Origin of the sequence: Chryseobacterium panacisoli (assembly GCF_008274625.1) — a bacterium.
Lineage (GTDB): Bacteria > Bacteroidota > Bacteroidia > Flavobacteriales > Weeksellaceae > Chryseobacterium > Chryseobacterium panacisoli.
Map to the genome: position 1 here is coordinate 341,686 of NZ_VTRU01000001.1, position 24,195 is coordinate 365,880.

The following is a 24,195-nucleotide window of genomic DNA, read 5'->3' on the forward strand; positions in this document are numbered from 1 at the left end:
GATTCTGCAGATATATAAAACCTGCACAATCTCCTTAATCTTCAAGAAAACTTAAATTACCTTTGATTATCCAACAAAAAAAAGCTCCCAAAAGAGAGCTGTTTATAATAATTAGTTATTTCTAATTTTTGTTGTCCTGAAAGTATCAATTCCAAATCCCGTGCAGCCCTGAAACAAAAACAGAAGCAAAAACAGGAGATATAACATTTGAGGCAGGTATAGAAAATAGCTAAGCCATGTAAAAGGATCCATTTCATAAACTCCGGTTTCGGGTTTGACCGGAATAAGTTCCTTAGGAATTGTACCCAGATCATGGGTAAATAAAGCGACAAGTATAATGATCATTAAAAATACAGAGCTGATTCTCGTCCAAAAGCCCAACATTAAAAATAACCCAAAGATGCATTCACAAAATGCAGTGAAATTGGCCGTAAACTGAGGAAAAGGAAATCCTATAGTACTGATGGTATTCAACATATATCCCTGAAAAACAGGATGAAAAAGTTTGTTAAATCCTGCTACAAAAAAGAACAATCCAATTAATATTCTGCATATTATATAGATATTATTTGTGTGTTTTTCGAGATTTGATTGTATTGTTTTCATTATTTTTTATTCGTTTGATTACATCATCATAGTAAAGCCATTAGCAGCCGTTGATCATGTAATTCTGATTTAGATAATAGGAGAGTGTATGGAAAAAACTCTTCCATAGCTGAAAAATGTTATTTTACCAATAACTGAAAATTACATTTTTATTTTGGGCGGAATCCAAATAGAATTAAAAAAAGATGAATAGGGAGGATCATTATATAAAAAGAAACTGTTGCTTATTTCCGGATCCATAAATTTCTCAAATCCAAAAGAAGGAAAAGATGTGGTAAAAAAGAGAGAAGAATTAGAACAATAGTTATTATTGCATTTTATCGGAGTCTTGTTATTTTCTTCAAGAAAAATCTTATTGCATTTTTTCTGAGGCGTTTCTTGCGAACTGGAATTACTTATAATTTCTATAGCAGAAAAAACAATGTTTTCTGTTTTGGGGATCAGAAAATGGACTAGTATTAAAAATATACTAACTATCTGTATACAATATAATATTCCACTTTTTCCTGTCATAAATCCCTTACAATTCAGACAAATATAATAAAATATTGATAGCTTCCTTTTAAACGATTATTATTTTTCAAGTTCCTGAACAACTGCTTTAGCCATTTCTTTGGAACTAAACGGATTTTGTCCTGTGATCAGATTACCGTCAATCACCACATTGGAAGTCATTGGGATAAAGGCTTTTCTGTAATGTACGCCCCGTTCTTTAAGTGCTGCTTCAAGATTAAAAGGAACTGCGTTTTTTCTTCTTGCTAATGTTTCTTCAAACCAGTCGAATCCGGTTACAGATTTTCCTCTGATCATATATTCTCCATCTGATAGTCTTACATTCAACAATCCTCCGACTCCATGACAGATCGCGGCAACCATTTTATGGCTTTCATATTGCTTCCTGAGAATAGTCTGTAATGTGGAGTTATCTGGAAAATCATACATCGTAGCATGCCCGCCTGTCAGATAAACACAATCGAAAGAGTTGTTTTCTATTTCATTCAGACTTTTTGTATGAGCCAAAATATCCATAAATGCAGGATTTTCATAATACCTTTTTGAAATTCCATCAAGCATAAGCGGCTTCAGACTTTCCGGATCAATGGGAGTGTACCCTCCCAGCGGAGAAGCAATGGTAATCTGCCATCCTCTTTCTTTTGCGGCATGATAAATATGGGTAAGTTCACTCAGCCACAATCCTGTCTTAAGCAGACTGTTGGTGTATTGGGTTACATTGGTTACAATTAATAAAATATTTTTTACCATAGCACTATTAATTAAAAGATTTTCTGAATTCTAAAGGGGAAACAGCGGTCTGATTCTTAAACAAACGATGAAAAGACTGTGGATGCTCAAATCCCAGATTATAAGCAATCTCAGACACGGACATGGTTGTGGTAGACAACAGCTCTTTTGCCTTTTCAATCACTCTGTTCTGAATATGCTGCTGCGTTGTCTGTCCTGTATGAACCCTTAGCATGTCACTTAGATAATTGGGACTTATATTCATCTGTCCTGCCACAAATTGTACGGTAGGAATCCCATTGATCAGCAGTTTTTCATTTTTGAAATAATCATTCAGTAAATTTTCAAGCTGAGTCAAAAGATCATGATTTACTTTTTTGCGGGTTAAAAACTGGCGGTTGTAGAATCTGTCACAGTATTTTAACAGCAAATCAATATTGGATATCAATAAATCCTGGGTAAAACCATCCATATTGGCTTCTATCTCTCTGCTGATATTATCTATGATATCCGTTACAGATTTTTCTTCTTTTTCGGAAAGATACAGTGCTTCATTGGCCGTATAAGAGAAGTAGCCATAATCTTTTATTACAGAGGCTAATGGATATCCCTGCAGAAAATCAGGATGTATAACCAGTACATTTCCTCTCACTTCAGAAAGCAGAATATCTTCAAACTGCAATACCTGATGGGGAGCAATAAAATACATGATTCCATCCTCAAAGTCATAATAATGCTGTCCATATTTACATCTTCCTGCACAATCCTTTTTAATGGAAACCACATAGAAATCTGTAATCACGGCACTCAGAATAGTTTCCGGATCTATATTCACATCATTAAAATCAAACACACTGATCAAAGGGTTGGAAGGCCTTTTCAGTTTCAGATAGTTGTGTAATGCTGTGATAGAGGTTACTTTTTCAGGAGTTTTCATTTTATTTCTTTATTTAACCACCCTGCCAGAAGAGGGGAATGTATTGCCCTCCGGTTGCAGTATTGGTTGTTCTAAGTTACTTATTTTAAGGAAACTATTTTGACGCTAACTGTTCTTTTTTGATCTGTTCAATTCCCTGTCTGTAAGTAGTTACCTGAAATTCCGGGAATCTTTTTCTGAACTTTGAATCATCAAAGAGATTATCATATTTATATCTTGGAAGAAGCTCCAGCAATTCTTTTGCATTTTTGTTAAATAAAGACCCTATTTTAAAAACCAGGTTCGGAATTACAGAATATCTGAATTCTTTTCCATAGATCTGAGAGACCAATGCAATGAACTCTTTATAGCTTAATTTATTATCGTCTACCGGCAAATGCCAGGTTTGTCCATAAGCATCAGGAGTATTGCCAATTAAAGCGGTAGCTTGGCTTGCATCAGGTGTCCAGATCAGGCTTCGTAACTTATCATCTCTTAAAGGAACTTTCAGTTTTTTATCTTCTTTAATGGCATTAAAAATAAGACTATTGGTAATACTTTGAGTTTTCCCGGGACCATAAAATTCAGGGGCTCTGCAGATGACGGCTTCTATTGTTCCGGCTTCCATTTCTTTTAAAAGCATGTCTGCCATTTTTTTTCTTACAATTCCTTTTCTGCCCACAGGAGCGAACCGGGCCTGTTCCGTTAAAACTTCATTGTTTTGAGGGTACATATAGGTATTATCAAAAAATACAAGCTTCGTTTTGTTGATTTTACAGGCTTCAATTACATTTTTCAATATTGTCAAAAACTGTTTTTCCCACAGATCTGTATCCATGGGAAGCCCAAGTGTGAAATAAGCAATTTCGCTTCCTTTCACTGCTTCTATTGCTTTTTTCCTGTCTGATAAATCTGCAGAGAAAACAGTATCAGTATCATTTACTTTTTTAGCATTTCTGCTGACAATACGGATATCTGAAGTGTATTTTTTTTTCAGTTCTCTTGCCAGTTCTTCACCAATCTGTCCATTGGCTCCTAATATGGTTTGCATCATTTCTAATTTTGAGGGTTATATATTGCATTGAAAATAAACAATATACTTTCAATTGCTTTTATTTCTGATGCAAAATTCGGGCATAATCATAAAAACAGAGTAGCTGAATCCGGGAAAGTTGTAACATAATCTCTGAGTTTAAAAAGAGATCAATGATAAAATGATTAAGATAGGTTTTACTTCAGCCTTCTTAAGGCTTTTCTTTCCAGCTCAATTAATATATTTTTTATATCTTTAATAATCAAACCTTTAAGTCTATGAAAGCAAGTGCCGGGATTTTGCTCTTTAAAAAAGAAAAAGACAGTCTATCTTACTTTCTGGTTCATCCTGGCGGGCCTTTCTGGAAAAATAAAGACCTGGAGGCATGGTCTATTCCAAAAGGAGAGCTGCTTCCAGATGAAAATCCATTGGAACGTGCATTAACAGAATTTAAAGAAGAAACAGGGAAAACATTGGAAGGGAGCTTTATTGAATTGTCGCCCATTAAGCAAAAAGGAGGAAAAACAGTTTATGCCTGGGCATTGGAGGGACATATTGAAACTTCAGAACTTTACAGCAATACCTTCTCTATGGAGTGGCCACCCAAATCCGGCAAAATAGTAGAAATTCCCGAAATAGACCAATGGGAATGGTTTGCTTCAGAAGAAGCACAACAACGGATCAATACAGCACAAAAAGATTTCATAACAGAACTTGAAAATATAGTAAAAAACCAATAACACTTAATACAACAAAACCATGAAAAAATTAAACAGAAAAACATTAAAAAACATTGTTGGAGAAATCGGTATAGAGCTGAACCTCCCGCTTCCTGTAGGCATCTGTCTTGGAAATCTGCTTTCCCTTTGTCCTCCTCATTCTCATTGCCGCGCAGATGAAAAATGCTATCCTAATGCAGCAGGTCCGTGTATCAACGGGCTCTGTCCTTCAGGCTATCACTGCCATTCAGGAGAATGTGTAAGATAAAATATCAAAACAAAAAACGTTTATCAGTCTGATAAACGTTTTGTATATATTAAAATTTCACCTCTTTATTCCGATCGCTTTTAATGCACTGGATGTTAAAAATATATCATCAAAAACGGTAAGTGATTCTACATCATTATATCCTGAAGGAACCAGGTCATTTTTATTAAAAGATAATTCAATAGAAGCATCATATGAAGCAATGATTCTCACTTTTGAGTATCCGTTATAGTCTACTTTAAAACCTTCAAACATACAGTTCTGCTCTGCCTTCTGATATTCAGCGTATTCTTCAAAACCTGTAATATCAGTTCTTTTTCCGTCATTATGGTCAAGGGATTTCCATGAGTCATAATTTTTAGGTTCTTTCAGAATATTTCCTTCACGATCTAAAGGAACAAACATTCCAAGAGTCAGGCGCTTCTTTAAAAAATTGGCATAATTATTCATCAGATTCAAAATCTGAAGATCTGCATATCCTTCGTGAGAATAATACTCCAGCACGAAAGTGGTCATCGGAATCAGCTTATGAGAAGCATCAGTCGGCATAATTAGTCTTTACTTTTTTTGGCCGATAAAAATAGTATTTTTATTTACTCTACCCAATGGAAGTAAGTGAATAGGATGGAATTTATACCGATTCTGAATAACAATAAGAATAGGACAACCCTTCATTTTTCAGTATTTTTGAAGGAAATAATTCTATAGCAGTAACCAATTCACTTGAAAAAACTAAGGATTTTTGCCTTTTACAAATTATTATATGCTGAAAAAAATACTTTTAGGAGCCAGCATCATTCATTGTTGCTTTTACAATATTATGGCTCAGAGCCCCGGCCAACACCCCGTTTATACATCCGAATGGGGACATCTCTACCGAGATCAGGGAAATAATAAGGACCTTCTGGGGATATTTTCTACCGAAGCTCCAATTTATCTTCTGGATTCTACGCGAACACAATACAAAGTACAGGTAAGCAACGGTGATATTGGTTTTATAAACCGCCAGCCTTTGCAAAAATCCATGCGTGGAAAGAAATCTGCGGGTGAACCGGCTCAATATTTCTATAGAGGAACACAAGGATATCAGTGTCCGCATTATTATGTGCAGGTATCGGAATTGCGCGTAAGAAAAGCTCCTACAACAGAAAGTATCCCGGTAAGGAAAGCAGCTTTAAATGAAATGGCCTGTATTGATTATGTCCCTTTATATCAGGATGGCTGGGTATATATTGGAGATCATTTCCACGAAAATCCCGAATACATCCAAATGAAATATCTGGGTACTGAACTTACCTACGAAAAAGTTCTGAAAGACTATCTGGCAGCAAAGGGTAAAGACAAGGAAAAAGAACTGGCGCAGGTTGGAAGACTGCGCGAAATCGCATGGATTGAAGATAAAAACCTTAAACAAGCCTTACAATATTGGAAAGAATCTAACACCGGTATAGAAAATCTAAAGATAGATATCGACTTTGAACTTCTTCTGGCAGATCAATTCGCGAAAAAGCCAGGTACACAGGCTTATGAAAAGAAATTGAAAGCCTTAAATATGCATTTCCTATGGAAAGGAAACTCCCTTTTTGACGGAAAAATTACAGATACCCAGATGAAACAGCTAAACATACAGAAAGTTAAAGAGATCCCCAATATGCCGGAATGCGGCTGGGAACCTCAATATTTTTACAGATCACCCAATATCATTGTTGCTTTTGAAGAATATAAAGGAAAAGTTACCGGAAGTATCTACAAAATGTCTTTTACCAGTGGTGAAACTGTAGTCTTAGGAAATGAGCATATGGATTCCAATTATGATGAAAGAAATTTTGTAACCCGTTTTGGTGATCTACTCTCTGCACGCTGGATTACTTCTCCTCATGAATATCATATTCAGAATGGAGATGCAGGACTCCTTATTTTTACTTTTAAAGATGGAAGGCTTTTCAGCTATGAGTGTATGTACTATTGCTAGCTTGTTTTTATTCATACAATAAGAAAAGAGATTATCGTAAAAGTCCAATTTTTACTGATAATGCCTATATAAATAATGATATTAAGTTTTGGCTAAAGCCATTGGATTTTTTATTTAATTATAAAAACGGGCTAAAGCCCGTTCCTATTGAATATTTACAGTTGTCAAACATTATTAATTAAATATTTGAATAATATGAAATGAGGTTGTGTATCAATAGAGGTGGGCTTTAGCCCGCTTACTTTATTATGCAAAACAACAAGGCTTTAACAAAAACCTAAAGAAAGGTTCTCTATTCATCAAGAAGTACATCTATTTTCCAACAACAGTGATTAAATTTTAAAGCTGTATCTTTACACTACCAAACAAAATATTATATGTCATTTATTACACCGGAAGGAGCCAGGAAGGCTCAGCTATCCCTATCCGAAAGAGCGCCCGTTGCGCATGCTATTCTCTCAGGAGCAGAGAATATTTCGAAATACAACAGTGGAGTATGTCATGATGTGGTAGCCTATGCTTTATATATGCGTGGCGCCTCCATAAGCCCTGCTCAGCTGGCAGAATCAGCCGGACAAAAGTGGTTAACCGTTTTTAACTATCCTTCAGGAGAAAAGTGGGACGGATATACACCTATTCCCGCTGGAAAAGCCATTGGTTTCTACAGGCTTATTGATAAAAGCTGGTTCCATTCAGCAGTAACAACAGGAAAAGGAAATGAAATAAGATCCGTTAACGGATTTTCATTAGGTTCTGCATGGTCTGTGCCTGTAGATATGAAATGGGTACTAGGTAAAAGAAATTCTGACGGCACTTTCAACTATGATGGTACCAAAATAGAAGTTTATATCTCTTCTTTATAGCAGAGATTTCATTGTGATAAAAATACAGGCAGATTTGCAAATTAGCGAATCTGCCTGCTTATTATAGATCATCTAGGCATCAGCACATTTCGGACAGATCCCGCTGATAATAAAATTAAATTCCTGTGCTATAAAATGTTCAGGCAAACTGATTTCCGGAATCGCGTTTTCAATACATGTTACAGAATGACATTCTTTACAGTTAAAATGAACATGATTGTGAAAATGCTGCTCATGAGTACATTTACCACTGCACTTTGCAAAATTCACCACACCGTCTATATTAACGATCTTGTGTATAGCACCTTCATTTTCAAGTCTTTCCAACACCCTGTAAATGGTAACTCTGTTGCATAGATCACCCAATTTTTTCTGAATATCAGAATGGGTAAGGGCTATATCAGAGCCATTGATAAGACTTAAAATTTCAGTTTTAGCATGTGTATTTCTGACTTGCTTCATATTTTAATGCAACAAAGTTGCTTTATTTGGTTTTTTATCTATACTTTTGCAACAAAGTTACGATAAGAAAATTAATCCATACTCATATGAAGTCAAAAATTCTTGATGCTGTAGGAATCTCCGCCGCTGTTTTATGCCTGATTCATTGTATTGTCTTTCCATTATTACTGATTGTTCCTTTGGGAATATCACATAATCCCTATATTGATTTAGGTTTCCTTTGTATTGGTACCATTATCGTGTTCAGAGTAACCAAAAAGATAAACAACCGCTGGCTGAAACTTTTATTCTGGATATCCGTTTCTCTCATCTTTATTTCTGTACTCACAGATCTCATATTTGAAGTACATATTCCTCTGATCTACGTAGGAACAGCAGGTTTAATTACAGGCCATATCATCAATTTTAAAAATCATAAACATTAAAAAATATGACGAAGAAACTTCCTGTAACGGTACTCAGTGGCTTTTTGGGAGCTGGGAAAACCACATTGCTCAATCATATCCTGCATAATAAGCAAGGCTTAAAAGTAGCTGTCATTGTGAATGATATGAGTGAAATCAATATTGACGCCCGTCTTGTTGAAAATCAGAATACCCTTTCAAGAACGGAAGAAAAGTTGGTAGAAATGAGCAATGGATGCATTTGCTGTACACTCCGCGAAGATCTGATGGTAGAAGTAGAACGTCTTGCTCAAGAAAATCGTTTTGATTACCTATTGATAGAGAGTACAGGAATCAGTGAGCCCATTCCCGTTGCCCAAACCTTTACCTACATTGATGAAGAAAGTGGAATAGACCTTTCCCGTTTCAGCTATGTAGATACAATGGTAACAGTCGTGGATTGTTTCAATTTTATGAAAGATTTCGGGTCCAGCGAATTATTGATAGATCGCGACCTTACCGATATGGAAGGAGATTACAGAACCATTGTTAATCTTCTTACCGACCAGATTGAATTTGCCAATGTGATTATTTTAAACAAAATAGATCTTATCAACTCCGAAACACTTGGATTTTTAAAAGCTGCCATTAAAAAACTGAACCCTGATGCTGTTATTCTACATTCCGAGTTTGGTAAAGTTGAACCCCAGCAGGTTTTGAATACCCAGCTTTTTGACTTTGATAAAGCACAATCTTCAGCTGGCTGGCAGAAAGAATTACAATCCGGACATCATACTCCGGAAACAGAAGAATACGGAATCAGCTCACTGGTTTTCAGAGATAGAAAACCTTTTCATCCTGTAAGACTCTGGAACTATTTGAATCATCATTATCCTGAAGGAGCAATAAGGGCAAAAGGATTGTTCTGGCTGGCCTCAAGGCCAGGTGATGCTTTGAATTTTTCTCAAGCAGGAGGCTCTTTCCGTCTTGAAAAGGCTGGGGTATGGTGGGGCAGTATGCCCATGAATCAAAGGGTACAGTATTCTTCATTTACAGAAAATCAGAAATTCATAGAAAGCAGATGGGATAAAAACTGGGGTGACAGAATCAATGAGCTTGTATTTATCGGACAGAATCTGGATAAAGATCAAATGGTATCAGACCTGCAGTATTGTCTTATTAATGAACAGGAAAAAGAATTGCTTGACCAAAAAAAGCCTTTTGAAGATCCTTTTCCTATCAATATTTAAAATTAACTTTTAATTAATGCAACTTAATTTCGATAAAAAGATAGATACAATAACTTTCCCCATTATTTCAAAACAATATGGACAGAAGAAAATTTATAAAAGGTTCAGCATTACTTTCAGGGTTATTGACCTTATCACCGTCTGATCTCTGGAGCTCCGGGAAAACTATTGAAAATCCCCGTTCAGGAAAAGCAAAGAACATCATCTTTATGGTAAGTGATGGAATGAGTCTTGGAACGCTTTCCATGGCAGATCTGTATTCCCGGAATATTTTGGGAAAAGGGAGTAACTGGCTCAATCTGTATCATGAGAAAAAAGTGACAAGAGCTTTGATGGACACTGCTTCTGCAAGTTCTATTGTAACGGATTCCGCAGCAGCAAGTTCTGCTTTCGGAGGAGGAATAAGAGTGAAGAACGGAGTTCTGAATGTGGGACCCAATGGTGAAAAGCATCTTCCCATATGGCAGCAATATAAAAAAGCAGGGAAAAAAGCCGGCTGTGTGACAACCGTTACCATTACCCATGCCACTCCTGCAGGATTCTGTGTAAATTCTTCAAAAAGAAATGCAGAACCCCAAATTGCTGAAATGTATGCCGAGCTGGAACTGGATGTGCTGTTGGGAGGCGGAGACGAATTTTTCAATCCTGCCAAAAGAGAAGATAAGAAAGATCTCTATTCTGTGTACAGCAAAAAAGGATACAGGATTCTAAAAACACAAAATGACCTTAAAGAAATCAAAAAAGGAGAAAAATTATTAGGAATATTCAGTACAGGAGCCCTCCCTTACAGCATCGACAGAACACATGTTCCGGAATTCAAAAATACACCGACTCTTGCTGAAATGGCAAAGACCGCCATTGATCAGTTAAAAGATCATCCCAGCGGTTTCGTTCTTCAGATAGAAGCCGGAAAAGTAGACTGGTCAGCCCATGCCAATGATGTAGCAGCACTCATTCACGATCAGCTGGCATTTGATGAAGCTGTAAAAACAGTAATGGATTTTGCCGAAAAGGACGGAAATACGTTAGTCATCATCACTACCGATCATGGAAATGCCAATCCCGGAACGATTTACGGAACTGATTCCACTAAGAATTTTAACAGCATTTCAGACTATCAATACACCAATGAATATATTCTGAACAGGATTCAGAAAGACTATTCAGTAAAAGATATTAAAGACTGGATCTATGAAGGCAACAAAATCATTCTGAATGATGATGAAGCCAAACATCTTCTGAGTTTTTACAACGGACTTGAAAAGGAAGAAGAAGGACTTTATAATTATAAGAAACTGCCTTTTAAACTGTACTCAGAAATTCAGAAAAGCAGAAATTCTGTAGGATGGATCAGCATGGATCATTCCGGAGATTATGTGGAAGTGGCAGCTTATGGTCCGGGAAATGAACTTTTACAGCCTTTTATTAAAAATACAGACCTGCATGATCTGATGCTAAAAGCCTGTTTGATATAAACATTCATATTTTTCATATTTAATTATTTGGGAGATACGAGGCGGATTGAGTGTGTCCGCCTTGTTTTTTTGTTATTTATCATCAGATCTTATGAGTACTGATTTATTTAACGGTTTCAACTATAAGTACCATATCATCAGATGTGGTACTTTTTCAATTAAACAACACTTAAAAAGCAATTATGATGGAATAATTATTGCCGTAATTAAAAAATCTGATTCCTTCAAAAAAAATGTCATGAAAATAGCCACTTATAATGTCAACGGAGTCAATGGACGCCTGCCTGTTTTACTGAAATGGCTGAAAGAAGCCTCGCCGGATATTGTCTGCCTTCAGGAACTAAAAGCACCTCAGGAACGTTTTCCGGTAGAGGAAATTAACAAAGCGGGTTATGAGGCTGTCTGGAATGGACAAAAAAGCTGGAACGGAGTTGCTATATTGGCAAAAAACAAAGAGATCACAGAGGTACAAAGATCTTTACCCGGTGATCCCGAAGACATTCAAAGCCGCTATATTGAAGCAATTATTGATAAAATGGTCATCTGCTGTCTTTATCTTCCGAATGGAAATCCTTATCCCGGACCTAAATTCGATTATAAATTATCATGGATCAAACGTTTTAAAAGAAGAACCAGCCAACTTATCACTATGGAACTTCCTGCCATTCTTATCGGTGATTTTAATATCATTCCGGAGCCCATTGACGTGTATAAACCGGAACGCTGGGAAAATGATGCCCTGTTCAGAACAGAAGTAAGAAAAGCCTACAAAGACCTTCAAAAGAAGGGATGGCTTGATACAATACGAAATCTTTATCCTGGCGAAAAAGTATACACATTCTGGGATTACTTATATAAAGCTTACGACAGGAATGTAGGTATGAGGCTGGACCATATTTTATTAAGCCCTTATCTTCAGAGCAGACTTCAGTCCGGTGGAGTAGACAGTCATGTACGCGGCTGGGAGAAAAGCAGCGATCATGCTCCGGTATGGATTGAACTTACGGACGAATTGTAACTCAAGAATATTATAATATACTCCCGGTTTATAAAATCAGGAGCATATTATAAGGTTGATATGAATACTAAGACTGTTTACGGCGACGGCCAGAAACTTTTTTATCAAGATCCCTGATATCCTGTCTCAGCTCACGAAACATTTCTTTAAAATTATAGCTTTCATAATCACCAGGCTCAAAATCTTCCGGGAAAATTCCTGAAGCATATTGCCAGATTTCAACAACTTCTTCAAATGGAATTTCATAAGGCTCATAAAAAGAATTGTCAGCACTTACACAGATCGTATTTTCTTTTTTTTCCTTAAAACGCTTATAGGTAATCCCATCATTCAACGTTACAAAAACATAGGTTTTTCCCTGTTTTAAATCATTGATTCCCTCCACATATTTTCCTACAATATAAGACCCATTTCTGAAGGGAGGCATGGAATCTCCATCCGCAGGGAATGCTCTGTATTTTCCGTTAGTAAGAAAGGGAAGCGCAATACGCTGAAGACTCTCAATATAATCTACATCACTGTAACCTTCCAGATATCCCATAGAAGCTTTTTGAGGAATAATTTCTATTGTATCATTTCCATGGGTATCTACCGCCACCGGAAGCACAATTCTGTTATCAGGTAATTTCAGCATATCATCCATAGGATACTTCTGAATATCTACAGACAGCATAAGATCAATACTTACATGAAAATATTTGGAAATTCTTACAAGCAGCTCGATAGGAGGTTCAGATATCCCGTTTTCATATTTTGAATACCGGACTCTGGAAATCATCAGTTCATCAGCTACATTTTGTTGGGAAAGCTTTCTCTTGGCTCTTAAGAAGCGTATATTATTTGAAAAAATTGACATTGATAAAAGTATGTGAGCAAAAATACAAAATTTGAATACGTTATCAACCACCGGAACAGGTTTTACTGTAATATATAGGCAAATTTGACTGGTCTGCTCTCCATTTTTATTAAAAAGTAGAAAATTTTCATATCTGAACAATCAATTTTCACGCATTAAAAATTGATTTCTGCACAAATATAGAAGGCTTTACATAGTTTAAACAATAATCATTGATAAATAGAATTTAGTGCAAAAATAATAACTCTAAATTTCATAAATTGAGTTATTATTTTTAACATTTAGTAAATCAATCACATATAAGTGAAAATCATATCTATACTAAAATACACATATATTAATGAAATATTAAATAATAAAAACATATAATTAATTTATTGAAAATAATTTGCAATTGTATTATTATTATTCATATATTCGTGATGTAATAATCATATAAAATTATAGTTATGAAAAACTTAAAAAAATTAGACAGAAACGAATTAAAAGCTATTTCAGGTAACGGATTACTAGATCCAATCGGTACTTTACTAGGTGGACTAGGAGGTGTAGTTGGTGGAGTAGTAGGCGGAGTAGGTACTATCGTTGGTGGTGTAGTTACTGGCGTTGGATCTACTGTTGGTGGTGTAGTTGGCGGTGTAAGCACTGTTGTAACTAACGCTTTATGCCAAACACAATGTGTTGTAAATGGTGTAATTCACATCAAATTACTTGAGTGTGGTTCTACTTGCTAATCAGTAAGGATAGACATTAAAAAATCATTCCGCTCTTTTCAGAGCGGATTTTTTTATACCTATACAGAAAACAGAAAAATCAATATATAGTACTTATAGTCAGTCACTTATTTTCATCAAGTATATTTTTGATAAAAATCAAATAAAGCAACAATGTTGCATTAATAAATTTAATTATCTAGCTTTGCCGGATTATTAAAGTATATGCACATGAAAAGGACTATTTATTTTTTGGTGGGTAGCACACTTATTTACTCACCATCCATTCTGAAAGCCCAGAAAAATAACCCTGAAAAAAAAATTGTAAAAGATATAGAATCTGTCCAGGTACAGGGAAAAACAAATTATAAATCTGTAAATATTTCAAGAAAAAAACTAGATTTTATTCAATCCAATACGTTGGGAGAAACGTTAAGCAAAATCCCTGGTATACAAAACTCCGGATATGGTCCTAATTCCGGGGCTCCGGTTATCCGAAGCCTAAGTGGAAACCGCGTAAAAATATTGGAAAATGGCACAGCAGTCAATGATCTTTCCGGAATAAGCCCGGATTTTACTACTGATATAGAGATGAATGCTGTTCAAAATATTACTATTTACAAAAACTCTGCAGCGGTTTTATATGGAGGGAAAGCTATTGGAGGAGCCATAGATATTGAAACCGATTATATAGCCAGACAACTACCGGAGAAAAAGATAAATTTCCGCGGACTTCTGGAAGGCGGAAGCAATAGCGGGCAGAAACAGGCTTTTTCTGCCAGAGGTATCATTGCCAAAAACTGGGTATGGACTGTAGGCGCATCCAATCAGAAGCAGGAAATAGTCAGAATTCCCGGGAAAACAAAAGACAGCAGATGTTATGATCCCAAGCTGGTGGGTTTCGACAGTGTTTTACAGTCACTATGCCAGATAAATGCAGATTCAAGACGCGTACTCAACAAGAGTCTTTTCCCCTACATCAGCCAGTTCGCCAAAGATCATATGATAGACTATGAACTTTCGGAAGATGATCTTTATACATTCAGTCCCACCTATTATAACCCTGCAGATGGTAAGACTTATCCAAATCCGAAGAATGACCTGTACGTTCCGGGTCAGGATCCTTCAACAGATCACTATAAAAGTGAAGTAAACGGGATCAGGGATTATGTAGAGACAAAAGACGGAACCATACCCAATAGTCATTCAGAAAGCAATTCTTTTTATGTGGGAACCAGTTATATAGGGAAATCATTATATGCCGGAGGAGCGTATCAAAACTCTTATTCATATTTTGGAGTTCCCGGGTATGCAATGCAAAAAATCCCCACACATACTCATGGAAAGCCACAAAAAATAGAGTATCGCCCTATCAATATCAGAAGTTTATCTCACAAAGCCATGTTTGAATCAGGCTATAAATTTACCAATTCTCCAATAGCCGGTATTAAACTCAATTACATGGGAGTATTTTCAAAAAACGCAGAACTTCTCGACCGTTACCGGGCTAATCAGTTTGCTGTAAACCAGCATAACGGACGTCTAGAGATTGCACAACAGAAATTAAAATTTCTTACGGGGACCACAGGTCTTGAAATTCAATACAGAGATATGGAAGGAACAGGGGGCCAGAGATATTTACCCAATAATATAAGCCGCGAAATTGGAGTATTTACAATGCAGCACCTTGATTTTAATAGTGTTCAGCTGGATCTTGGATATAGAAACGATCATGTACAGCGAAGAGCAGAGGCAGATAGTAAATATGTCACAAGCCGCGGACTATCCGGTGGGAAACTCAGTGACAGAGACTTTACTCTTCATCAATTCCACAGTTCTGCTCAATGGGATATCTTTAAAAAAGGTTTTCTGAAAGTACAATACAACCATTCTGAAAGAGCCCCGGAAGTGAATGAACTCTATTCTGGAAACAATCATTTTGCTATTCTGACAGAAGAAAATGGCGATGATAGGCTGGATAAGGAAACGGCAAACACAGTTGAAATAGGAGGTGGCTTGAACCTGAAGAACCTTCGGGTATCTGCCAACTGGTACCATACTTCTTATAAAAATTATATTTACCTTGCCCACACAGGGCTTTCCAGGGAAGTTTTTCTTGTAAAAGAATGGCGTTCTGATGATACAGAAATCAACGGAATTGAAGCTGAAGCTGCTTATAAAGCAGATCTCGGAAAAATAGGAAAGTGGGAGATCGGTGCTTACTATGATCTGGTAAGAAATATAAGCGTTGCCGACAGTTCCATAAGAAAATGGAGTGATGGCGATTATATGCCTAATATGCCTACAAGCCGTTTTGGATTCAATCTGGAAGGAACTCTACAGAACTTCAGCCTGAATCTGAGTCTGGATCATTATTTACAACAAAAATATTTAGGAAAAAATATCAATCCTGAGCTTCCTATGCCGGCTTTTTCATTACTGAATGTACGCTTCGCATATAAAGACAACAGTTTAGCCTTTGGTGAGCTGGAATATTATATTATTGGAAATAATCTTCTGAACACCGAGGCAAGACTACAAAACTCCCAGTTAAAATTTATAAGTCCGCTTCCTGGAATAAATGTTTCAGCAGGTGTGAAAATAACGATATAAATCAATCTTATTTCTGCAGTTGTCATTAATAAATAATAGCTGCAGATTTTTTTTAGGTTATCTATTCAAAATCAGTCTTAGAATGCAAACCATTTGTGCAGTTTCTATCCCATTTATTTATTCAAAAAATATCAAAAAAAAAGTAATAAAATTTTAATACGACAAGTTCTGTCGCTGCGCGTCTATATCTTTATGTTAGAGATAAGATAAACAATCCCGGGAAATTATTGTCTTACTAAAACCAAAATTAACTTTTTAACAACTATTTTTTTAATTATGCACAAAAAACAACTAGTAATCATTTTCCTTTTTCTATTTTTCTGTTCTTATGCACAGACTGAATTTATTACTTTGTGGAAACCTAATGTAAACGGTACCATTGATCATGCAATATCTTTCGGCGGTACAGGAACCAATTATACCATTAGCTGGGAAGAAGTAGGATACCCACAACATAATGGAGTCCTTAATTCTGTTACATCTAATAGTACCAATCCAATTACCATTTCTTTTGGAACCTCTTTACATACAAATCCTGTCCAGGCAGTCTACAAATTGAAAGTATCCAATGGCAGCGGGCTATTTTACGGGTTCAGAGCCAGCACAAACGCTATTGATCCAAATGCCAATCCGGAATTCACCGAGATCAGTCAGTGGGGAGACATCATTTGGCTTCAACAATTTAATCAGGGATTTGCAGGCTGTCCGAACCTTAATGTAACAGCTGCAGATATTCCCAATCTGACACAGATAAACAATTTATCAGAAATGTTCTATAATTGTTCGTCTTTGATCGGCAATAATTCATTTTCAAGTTGGAACACCAGTACAATTACTAATATGAGTAATATGTTTAGCAGAGCAAAGCTATTTAATCAGAATATTGGAAGCTGGAATACAGCGAATGTAAAAGATTTTAATGGAATGTTTTCTTTTGCATCTGCTTTTAATCAGAATATTTCCGGTTGGAATACTGCATCCGGAACCAACTTCTCGGCAATGTTCAAGGATGCTGTAGCTTTTAACCAGCCATTAAATTCATGGAACACATCAAATGCTACTAATTTTCGCTATGTATTCTCTAATGCAGCAGCATTTAATCAGCCTCTTAATAATTGGAACACCGCTAAAGTAACAGATTTTGAACATATGTTTGAAAATGCAGTCTCATTCAACCAGCCTATTGGAAACTGGAATGTAGCCAAGATTAGTTATTACTCAGGTTTTAACATGTTTAATGGTGCTGTACTTTTTGATCAGGATATTTCTGGCTGGAACATCCGACTTCAAAATTTTTTCGGAGGTTCAATCGTTTTCGGATTAAAAAACTCCGGTTTATCATGTACAAACTATAATAATTTTCTAATTGCTCTCAATAATAATCCTACATGGGTGAACACAACATTGACATCCGGAAGTATAGATGCAACAGGGTTGATCTATTCCACACCACAAGCCATTATGGCAAGAGCTCAATTGGTTAACAGAGGCTTTACTATTGTTGGAGACACCTATAACCCAGGATGCTTTTTATCAACAGCAGAAGTTTCAAAAAAAACAAAAACTCCAGCGTATCCAAATCCAACAACAGGAATGATCACTGTGGAGGCTACTGCAAATGAAAATGCTTATTTATATGATATCACTGGAAAACTCATTAAAAATATGACGTTTATAAAAGGAAAAAACACGATCGATCTTACCGAATTTCCTTCAGGGAATTATCTTTTAAAAGGAAATACTATTTTCAGTAAAATAATTAAGAAATAATAGATCAGCCGAAAGGTTACCTCTATCAAATAAGCTCCATAGTCTTTGTACTTTGGAGCTTTAATGTTAAGTGTGTTATATTTGTGTCAACTAAGAAGAATAACCAACGACTCACTAAGAATTGATGACAGAGAAATTCCCTATAATAAACAGTACCCTTTCACCCAATGAACTTGGTAAACTTATTCAACAAAAATATAAACTGACCGACAAAACGGAATGCAGCATATTTCGGCTTGCTATGAATCATTTATACATTGTTCATGATGATGAAAACAAATACGTTTTTAGAGTGTACACCCATAACTGGCGGACAAAATTAGAAATTGAGGAAGAATTAAGACTTTTAATCCTGCTAAAAGAAGCAGACCGACAGGTTGCTTTTCCAATAGCTGATCAATCGAACAAATTTATTCAAGAAATTGAAACTCCGGAAGGAAAGAGATTGGGCGTTTTATTTTCGTATGCTAAAGGCATAAAGACAGCAAAATTTTCATCCCAAACAAGTTTTCTAATTGGACAGGCATTAGCAAAAGTTCATCAGTCCACAGAAAATATTGAACTGATGAGAATGTCTTACAATGTTCAAAACCTGCTTAAGAACCCTGTCTTAAAAACAAAAGAATTCTATAGTAAAAATGTTGCCGAAATTGAATTTTTAGAAACCCTTTCTGCTTTTTTAACGCTAAAAATGGAAAATACAGACAAACAGAAAATGAGATATGGAGCCGTTCATCTTGACGTTTGGTTTGACAATCTGCACATTGACGATGAAAAGGAAATAACATTTTTTGACTTTGATTTTTGTGGCAACGGTTATTTATGCTTTGACATTTCTTATTTCCTGTTTCAGTTATTTACTACCAATTTGAACGAAGAGGAATATCAGGTAAAAGCAGATAGTTTCATAAAAGGTTACGAGACTGTAACTAAAATTAGTAGCGAAGAGAAAGAGTTTTTACCCTACGCATGTTTAGCAATTATGACCTATTATATAAGCGTTCAGTGTGACAGATTTGAATATTGGACAAATATTTTCTTGAATGAAGATCATTTAAAAAGAATGGTTGGAAATTTAAAACGATGGATTGTTTACAACCACATTGAGATTAATAACAAACTTGTAACCAACTAAAAGGGATAGGTTTAACAGTTATTATCTACTCATTTCTGTATTTTTTCCCCCAGTATCTTAGGGTTATCAGCACATCCTGAAGGCTTCTGCCTTTATCACTGATGCTGTAATGAACCCGGGGAGGCACTTCTTTATAATCTTTCCGGATGATAAGTCCTTCATCCTGCAGTTCTTTAAGCTGTTTGATCAGCATTCTTTCGGTAATGTTATGCAGCCTCCCTTTTATTTCAGAATATCGGAGTTCATCATTATCCAGCAACGAAGCCAGTATTCCCACTTTCCATCTGCCTCCGATAACTGATAGGGTATAGAACATCCCGCAGTTTTTAATAAGGTCTGTTTCGTTTAAAAAATTTGTTGAATTTTCTTTTCTCATATACATGGGTGGGTACATACAATTTTGTAGGTACTTGTTTATGGTAAAGGTATAAAATATTTTTGTCTAGATATAAAACAAAATTAAAATGGGACAAAAAGTATGGCTAATTACAGGTGTTTCCAAAGGATTGGGAAAAGAGCTTTCAAAACAAATCCTTGATGCCGGGGATATTGTTATAGGAACTGTGCGGAATGAGGAGGACCAGCAGACCTTCGACAATAATGTAAATGCAAAATCTTTTATTATTGATCTTACCAAAACAGATCATATTGATTCACTTATTAATGAGGTCATTGAACAATACGGTCAGATTGATGTTTTGGTAAACAATGCGGGTTTCGGTGTATTTGGAATGATTGAAGAGTTTGAGGAACAGGAAATTATCAGGCAATTCAATGTCAATTTTATGTCTGTATGGAAACTTTGCCAGGCCGTCATTCCATATATGAGAAATAAGGGTCAGGGAGTAATTGTGCAGCTTTCTTCAAGGGTTGGCATTACGGCTGGTATTGGGAACGGTATTTATGCAGCCAGTAAATTTGCTCTTGAGGGAATGAGTGAATCACTTGAACAGGAAGTGAAACCATTTGGTATAAAAGTGTTGCTGGTAGAGCCTGGGGCTCTGCGTACCGATTTTTTTGGGGAATCTGTGTATTATGCCCGGAACAAATTTCCTCTATATGCAGAAAAATTAGGGGATATAAGGATAAATACAAAAAAGATCAACGGTAATCAACCCGGTAATCCTGTTGCCGCTGCACAGGCTATCATCAGGGCTGTAAATAATGATGTTCCAACCTTCAGGTTACCTCTTACAGCGGGTACTATCGAAACTATGAAAGCCAAAATTGCTGATTTACAGAATTGTATAGCATTAACCGAAGAGATTGCAGTAAGTGTGGATTATTAACAACTGAAGAATGAAAATAACTTTTAAAAACATTCTGTACTGGGTTTTGTACATAGGATACCTGTACATCATAGTACCATCCTCATTGTTTAAAATTTTTCAACGCCCGGCGATGATGCAAAGCATGGAATCATTAGGTTTTAACAAAACATGGACTCTGGCCATCGGAATTGCCGAAGTGATCGGAGTTGTTCTGGTGATTCTGGGACTCTACAGGTCTCAATTCAGAACTATAGGCATATTATTCCTGTTTCCCTTTGCGATTGGTGCCTTTACTACTCACATGGCACATCAGGAGTATCATCATTATGGGCATTCACTCATCATGTGTTGTATTTCTGCAATCCTTTTATTTTTAGACAGCAGGATCAAAATAAATCTTTCCAGTACTAAAAAATTATAAAGAAATAAAGCAGCCTCGAAAATGATCATTTTTTCATCATAATAAAAGTATTCAGCATAAATGAAAGCAAAATACTTTTAATAGATATTTATTTTAATTAATTTAATATAAAATAACATTTTTCAACACTGTATAATGCTGATAATGAGCAATTACTATTAATTATTTTTTCTTGTCAAAGTGAAATAATTTATTAATTTAGCTATACAAAGTTTTGTGAAAAAATCAGTAAACAGAAAATTTCTTTCAATCGAACGATTGAAAGAAATTTCAGGAAATGGATTTATCTTCCCATGCACTTACAAATGCTGTGATGATAGCTCATTACTATGATGTTCAGATTTTCAATGTCCCGCAGTAATACATCCTAAACAATTAAATATGAATGTTTTAAAGTTTAAATTATTAGCATTAATTATAACAGGTATAATGTTAATTTCCTGCTCTTCAAGAAGTAAATTCACCTCTGAATCATTGAGCATTGGAATGACAAAAGAACAGGTTATATCAAAATTTGGAAAACCCTATAAATCTTCATTTACAGAAAATAAAGAAGCCGGAGAAATTAAAGAATCTTTATACTATAGAGAAAGTTTAAATATGGGAAATAGATCAATAACAAATATTTTAACTTTTAAAGGTGGAAAATTGGTTTCTCTTGAACAAGGGCAGGAATCTGAGAATAATTCTCCGTTTATAATTCATCCCTAATCAAATGCTTACTGTAAAAAGAAAATTGAATAGTAACTCTCATCAAATCTGAATTCCATTTAGATTAACATAACAATTTTATTATTTTGTTCTGTTTTTGATTTCATCAGAAGCATTATTGAAATCACGTATTTTTCCAATTTTTTTGTTTCCGAAGTTATAAGAGATAGAAATATTTAATTGACGTGGATAGTTATAAATATTGATATAATTGTAGTTTCCGTTTTGTTGCGGATCATCAATTATAACCCTATTGGTATTTAAAACATCATAAACAGTGGCTGCAAAGGTCCAGTCATTCCATATTTTTTTGAGCCCTATTTCCAAACTGCCGAGAGGCCTTAACTGACCCAGTTCTATCTGGTAATTGCCAACGTACCAATAGTTAATACTGGCAAACCATGTTTTAGCCTGATCAAGTCTTATATTATTATTAGTTGAAATGGTTATTCCATTTGATTTTCTGGAATTAATATATGCCGGAAACTTTTCACCTGTTAACGGATCCGTATCAATACTTCCATCATTAATATTATGCTGTAAACCAATACTTACATTGGTATTCCAATACTGTTTAAAAAATGATTTCTGGAAACCGATTATAAAGTTGAATTCTTGACGGTTGCCAAAATTGGTTCTTATATACCTTAATACATTTACATGGCTGCCGTTATTTTCAATTATTCCCTGCAAAGGTATTTGCAGGATAACATCTTTATAATATTTATGACCGACAATGAAAAAATATGAATTTTTGAACATATAATTAAGTTCCTGGGAATAAACTGCGGAAGCTTTCATAAACGGATTATTCTGAACATAATTGGTTTCCGTTAAATAAGTTCTTACAGGGTTTACTTCCCAAAATGAAGGTCTTTTCATACGGCCTGAAAAAGAATATGAAAGATTATGATCTTTATTGATAGAGTAGTTCAGGTTTAGGTAAGGTAAAATATTATGATAGTTTCTCGTAAGATTTTTTAAATTGTCGTCCTGAGCGTTATAAGAGTTTCCTTTATTTTGTGTTAATTCATAACGGATTCCGGCTTTTGCAGAGATTTTATCGTTTACTTTTTTTTCAGCAGTCAAATATCCTCCGTAAATATTCTCCAGATAAAAAAAATGATTTGGATTTCTAACTGCTACACCGGTAGCCAATTGATATAGACTTGTTTCTGTATCATTATCTGTTTTCGTATAGCTGTAATTTCCTCCAAAAGACAGTGTGAAATCATTTTTAAATTTCTTATAATAATCTACCGTTACCGAAAAACTGTTAATAATCTGTGGTGTTTCCTGAATAATCTGGCTTATATCTTCTCCCATATTTCCATTGGAATCTGATGCTGATGTCGTATTGAGGCCATTCTGTTTTTTTCTGAAGTTTAGATAGGCTGCATTTAGATTTAATTTACTGCCGATAGAATCCGTTTTTAATTCATAGTTTAAATTGACAGAATTATTATAAGATTCAGCGTTTTCATGATTTATGCTTCGGTTATAAGAAGTTTTCCAGACGGTATCATTTAATACATTTACAGCGTTAAATAAATTGGTAACCGAAGTAAAATTTTTGTTATACCAGTTGTTATAGCTCAATGCAATGCTGCTTTTGTCATTTAAAGCATAATCTATATTCAGATATCCTCCATAGTCCTTGTTCGGAATAGATACGATCCCTTCCGAACGATTTGAAGCTATATTGCTGCCATTTTCCAATATATAATACTGCCGTTTGGTGTTTTCACTACTATTAAAACTTGAATTAATTCCGAGATTATTTTTTCTATAATTGATAGAAAATCCCATTCCCGGATTGTTATAATATCCCTGATTATTGCTCATTCTTAAGCTTCCGTTCAGGCCATTTTCTGTTATCTTTTTTAGAATAATATTAATAACCCCATCTGAAGATTCAACTTGAAATTCGCTGCCGGGCATCGTAATAATCTCTATTTTCTGTATGCTATCAGATGGCATACTTTTTAAAAAGGCTGCCAGAGCATCAGCATCCATTTGATTTTTTTTACCATTGATATAGATTACAGCATTTGATTTTCCGGCAATCCGTAAAGTTTTATCATCCATTGATGAAATCAGGGGAGTTTCTTTTAAAAGACTAAAGACCGTAGCCCCTTTTGCTGCCGGGGAAGCTCCTACATCATATATAAACCGGTCATTTTTTCTCTGGAATTTATTTTTTTTCAGTACAATTTCATTTATTTTCTTTGTTGCTGCTGTATCTTTTTTTTCTTGTGCAGTTACAATTGTTCCGCTCAGTACAATGATTAAATGGATCAGACGTTTCATATATTTATGTTTTTTATTTTATGCATTACAATGTAGCTTGTTATACAATATACATGTATACAATTCATGAATTAATCATGAATCTATTTAAATAAGACATTCGAGATATCACAAGTATTACATCGCGAACCAAATAGTACTGCAGATATCCTGAATTATAATGAGAAAAGCTATAAACAGAAACCCGC

24 protein-coding genes are annotated in these 24,195 nt (G+C 35.3%); 15 read left to right on the top strand and 9 right to left on the bottom strand.

Going from position 1 to position 24,195, the window contains the following annotated elements:
- Nucleotides 1–111 precede the first annotated feature (111 nt).
- From FW781_RS01600 to FW781_RS01615, 4 genes are all read right to left on the bottom strand, one after another.
- Nucleotides 112–606, bottom strand: coding sequence for a DoxX family protein (locus FW781_RS01600; RefSeq protein ID WP_149385822.1), 495 nt, complete (start codon nucleotides 604–606; stop codon nucleotides 112–114).
- Nucleotides 607–1,179: 573 nt separating this feature from the next.
- Nucleotides 1,180–1,869 (bottom strand): type 1 glutamine amidotransferase domain-containing protein, encoded by a 690-nt coding sequence (locus tag FW781_RS01605; protein WP_149385823.1) that lies wholly within the window; start codon nucleotides 1,867–1,869, stop codon nucleotides 1,180–1,182.
- Nucleotides 1,870–1,876: 7 nt separating this feature from the next.
- Nucleotides 1,877–2,785, bottom strand: coding sequence for a helix-turn-helix domain-containing protein (locus FW781_RS01610; protein WP_149385824.1), 909 nt, complete (start codon nucleotides 2,783–2,785; stop codon nucleotides 1,877–1,879).
- A 94-nt stretch (nucleotides 2,786–2,879) separates the two neighbouring features.
- The gene (locus FW781_RS01615) at nucleotides 2,880–3,815 is read right to left on the bottom strand and encodes an NAD-dependent epimerase/dehydratase family protein (protein WP_149385825.1); all 936 of its coding nucleotides are present in this window, start codon (nucleotides 3,813–3,815) and stop codon (nucleotides 2,880–2,882) included.
- Between the two features lie 260 nt (nucleotides 3,816–4,075).
- Here FW781_RS01615 and FW781_RS01620 point away from each other — a divergent pair, with 260 nt between their 5' ends.
- Both FW781_RS01620 and FW781_RS01625 read left to right on the top strand, forming a co-directional pair.
- On the top strand, nucleotides 4,076–4,537 hold the full coding sequence (locus FW781_RS01620; protein WP_149385826.1) for an NUDIX hydrolase: 462 nt from the start codon (nucleotides 4,076–4,078) through the stop codon (nucleotides 4,535–4,537).
- A 19-nt stretch (nucleotides 4,538–4,556) separates the two neighbouring features.
- Nucleotides 4,557–4,784, top strand: coding sequence for a hypothetical protein (locus FW781_RS01625; RefSeq protein WP_149385827.1), 228 nt, complete (start codon nucleotides 4,557–4,559; stop codon nucleotides 4,782–4,784).
- 57 nt (nucleotides 4,785–4,841) lie between these two features.
- Here the strand turns inward: FW781_RS01625 and FW781_RS01630 are convergent, their stop codons facing one another.
- A complete protein-coding gene (locus tag FW781_RS01630) occupies nucleotides 4,842–5,333 on the bottom strand; it encodes a hypothetical protein (RefSeq protein WP_149385828.1) in 492 nt (163 codons plus the stop codon).
- Between the two features lie 214 nt (nucleotides 5,334–5,547).
- Here FW781_RS01630 and FW781_RS01635 point away from each other — a divergent pair, with 214 nt between their 5' ends.
- The gene (locus tag FW781_RS01635; RefSeq protein ID WP_149385829.1) at nucleotides 5,548–6,756 is read left to right on the top strand and encodes a hypothetical protein; all 1,209 of its coding nucleotides are present in this window, start codon (nucleotides 5,548–5,550) and stop codon (nucleotides 6,754–6,756) included.
- Between the two features lie 377 nt (nucleotides 6,757–7,133).
- The gene (locus FW781_RS01640; RefSeq protein ID WP_149385830.1) at nucleotides 7,134–7,619 is read left to right on the top strand and encodes a hypothetical protein; all 486 of its coding nucleotides are present in this window, start codon (nucleotides 7,134–7,136) and stop codon (nucleotides 7,617–7,619) included.
- Nucleotides 7,620–7,691: 72 nt separating this feature from the next.
- On the opposite strand, the gene FW781_RS01645 is transcribed toward FW781_RS01640, so the two are convergent.
- Nucleotides 7,692–8,081 carry a Fur family transcriptional regulator gene (locus FW781_RS01645; RefSeq protein ID WP_149385831.1) on the bottom strand — a complete coding sequence of 130 codons (390 nt, stop codon included), beginning with the start codon at nucleotides 8,079–8,081 and terminating at the stop codon, nucleotides 7,692–7,694.
- An 86-nt stretch (nucleotides 8,082–8,167) separates the two neighbouring features.
- On the opposite strand from FW781_RS01645, the gene FW781_RS01650 reads away from it, so the two are divergent.
- The 4 genes from FW781_RS01650 (at nucleotide 8,168) to xth (ending at nucleotide 12,207) form a co-directional block, all read left to right on the top strand.
- The gene (locus tag FW781_RS01650) at nucleotides 8,168–8,506 is read left to right on the top strand and encodes a MerC domain-containing protein (RefSeq protein ID WP_149385832.1); all 339 of its coding nucleotides are present in this window, start codon (nucleotides 8,168–8,170) and stop codon (nucleotides 8,504–8,506) included.
- A 5-nt stretch (nucleotides 8,507–8,511) separates the two neighbouring features.
- A complete protein-coding gene (locus FW781_RS01655) occupies nucleotides 8,512–9,714 on the top strand; it encodes a GTP-binding protein (RefSeq protein WP_149385833.1) in 1,203 nt (400 codons plus the stop codon).
- Between the two features lie 77 nt (nucleotides 9,715–9,791).
- Nucleotides 9,792–11,189 carry an alkaline phosphatase gene (locus FW781_RS01660; RefSeq protein WP_149385834.1) on the top strand — a complete coding sequence of 466 codons (1,398 nt, stop codon included), beginning with the start codon at nucleotides 9,792–9,794 and terminating at the stop codon, nucleotides 11,187–11,189.
- A 238-nt stretch (nucleotides 11,190–11,427) separates the two neighbouring features.
- Nucleotides 11,428–12,207 (top strand): exodeoxyribonuclease III, encoded by a 780-nt coding sequence (gene xth / locus FW781_RS01665; protein ID WP_149385835.1) that lies wholly within the window; start codon nucleotides 11,428–11,430, stop codon nucleotides 12,205–12,207.
- A 67-nt stretch (nucleotides 12,208–12,274) separates the two neighbouring features.
- Here xth and FW781_RS01670 read toward each other — a convergent pair whose 3' ends face one another.
- A complete protein-coding gene (locus FW781_RS01670; protein WP_149385836.1) occupies nucleotides 12,275–13,063 on the bottom strand; it encodes an XRE family transcriptional regulator in 789 nt (262 codons plus the stop codon).
- 449 nt (nucleotides 13,064–13,512) lie between these two features.
- Here FW781_RS01670 and FW781_RS22255 point away from each other — a divergent pair, with 449 nt between their 5' ends.
- The 4 genes from FW781_RS22255 to FW781_RS01690 all read left to right on the top strand — a co-directional run bounded on the left by FW781_RS22255 (nucleotide 13,513) and on the right by FW781_RS01690 (nucleotide 19,294).
- Nucleotides 13,513–13,797 carry a bacteriocin-like protein gene (locus FW781_RS22255; RefSeq protein WP_047374658.1) on the top strand — a complete coding sequence of 95 codons (285 nt, stop codon included), beginning with the start codon at nucleotides 13,513–13,515 and terminating at the stop codon, nucleotides 13,795–13,797.
- Between the two features lie 210 nt (nucleotides 13,798–14,007).
- Entirely contained in the window at nucleotides 14,008–16,389 is a 2,382-nt protein-coding gene (locus FW781_RS01680) for a TonB-dependent receptor (RefSeq protein ID WP_149385837.1), read from the top strand.
- A 276-nt stretch (nucleotides 16,390–16,665) separates the two neighbouring features.
- Nucleotides 16,666–18,159 carry a BspA family leucine-rich repeat surface protein gene (locus FW781_RS01685; protein ID WP_149385838.1) on the top strand — a complete coding sequence of 498 codons (1,494 nt, stop codon included), beginning with the start codon at nucleotides 16,666–16,668 and terminating at the stop codon, nucleotides 18,157–18,159.
- 241 nt (nucleotides 18,160–18,400) lie between these two features.
- On the top strand, nucleotides 18,401–19,294 hold the full coding sequence (locus tag FW781_RS01690) for a phosphotransferase (protein ID WP_228720113.1): 894 nt from the start codon (nucleotides 18,401–18,403) through the stop codon (nucleotides 19,292–19,294).
- A 25-nt stretch (nucleotides 19,295–19,319) separates the two neighbouring features.
- Here the strand turns inward: FW781_RS01690 and FW781_RS01695 are convergent, their stop codons facing one another.
- On the bottom strand, nucleotides 19,320–19,610 hold the full coding sequence (locus FW781_RS01695) for a winged helix-turn-helix transcriptional regulator (protein WP_228720114.1): 291 nt from the start codon (nucleotides 19,608–19,610) through the stop codon (nucleotides 19,320–19,322).
- 148 nt (nucleotides 19,611–19,758) lie between these two features.
- On the opposite strand from FW781_RS01695, the gene FW781_RS01700 reads away from it, so the two are divergent.
- From FW781_RS01700 to FW781_RS01710, 3 genes are all read left to right on the top strand, one after another.
- Entirely contained in the window at nucleotides 19,759–20,583 is an 825-nt protein-coding gene (locus tag FW781_RS01700) for an SDR family NAD(P)-dependent oxidoreductase (protein WP_149385840.1), read from the top strand.
- Between the two features lie 10 nt (nucleotides 20,584–20,593).
- Nucleotides 20,594–20,986: a DoxX family protein gene (locus FW781_RS01705; protein WP_149385841.1), complete on the top strand. Its 393-nt coding sequence runs from the start codon at nucleotides 20,594–20,596 to the stop codon at nucleotides 20,984–20,986.
- A gap of 381 nt (nucleotides 20,987–21,367) precedes the next feature.
- Nucleotides 21,368–21,697, top strand: coding sequence for a DUF2845 domain-containing protein (locus FW781_RS01710; protein WP_149385842.1), 330 nt, complete (start codon nucleotides 21,368–21,370; stop codon nucleotides 21,695–21,697).
- 81 nt (nucleotides 21,698–21,778) lie between these two features.
- Here the strand turns inward: FW781_RS01710 and FW781_RS01715 are convergent, their stop codons facing one another.
- Nucleotides 21,779–24,007: a TonB-dependent receptor domain-containing protein gene (locus tag FW781_RS01715; protein WP_149385843.1), complete on the bottom strand. Its 2,229-nt coding sequence runs from the start codon at nucleotides 24,005–24,007 to the stop codon at nucleotides 21,779–21,781.
- Between the last annotated feature and the right edge of the window lie 188 nt (nucleotides 24,008–24,195).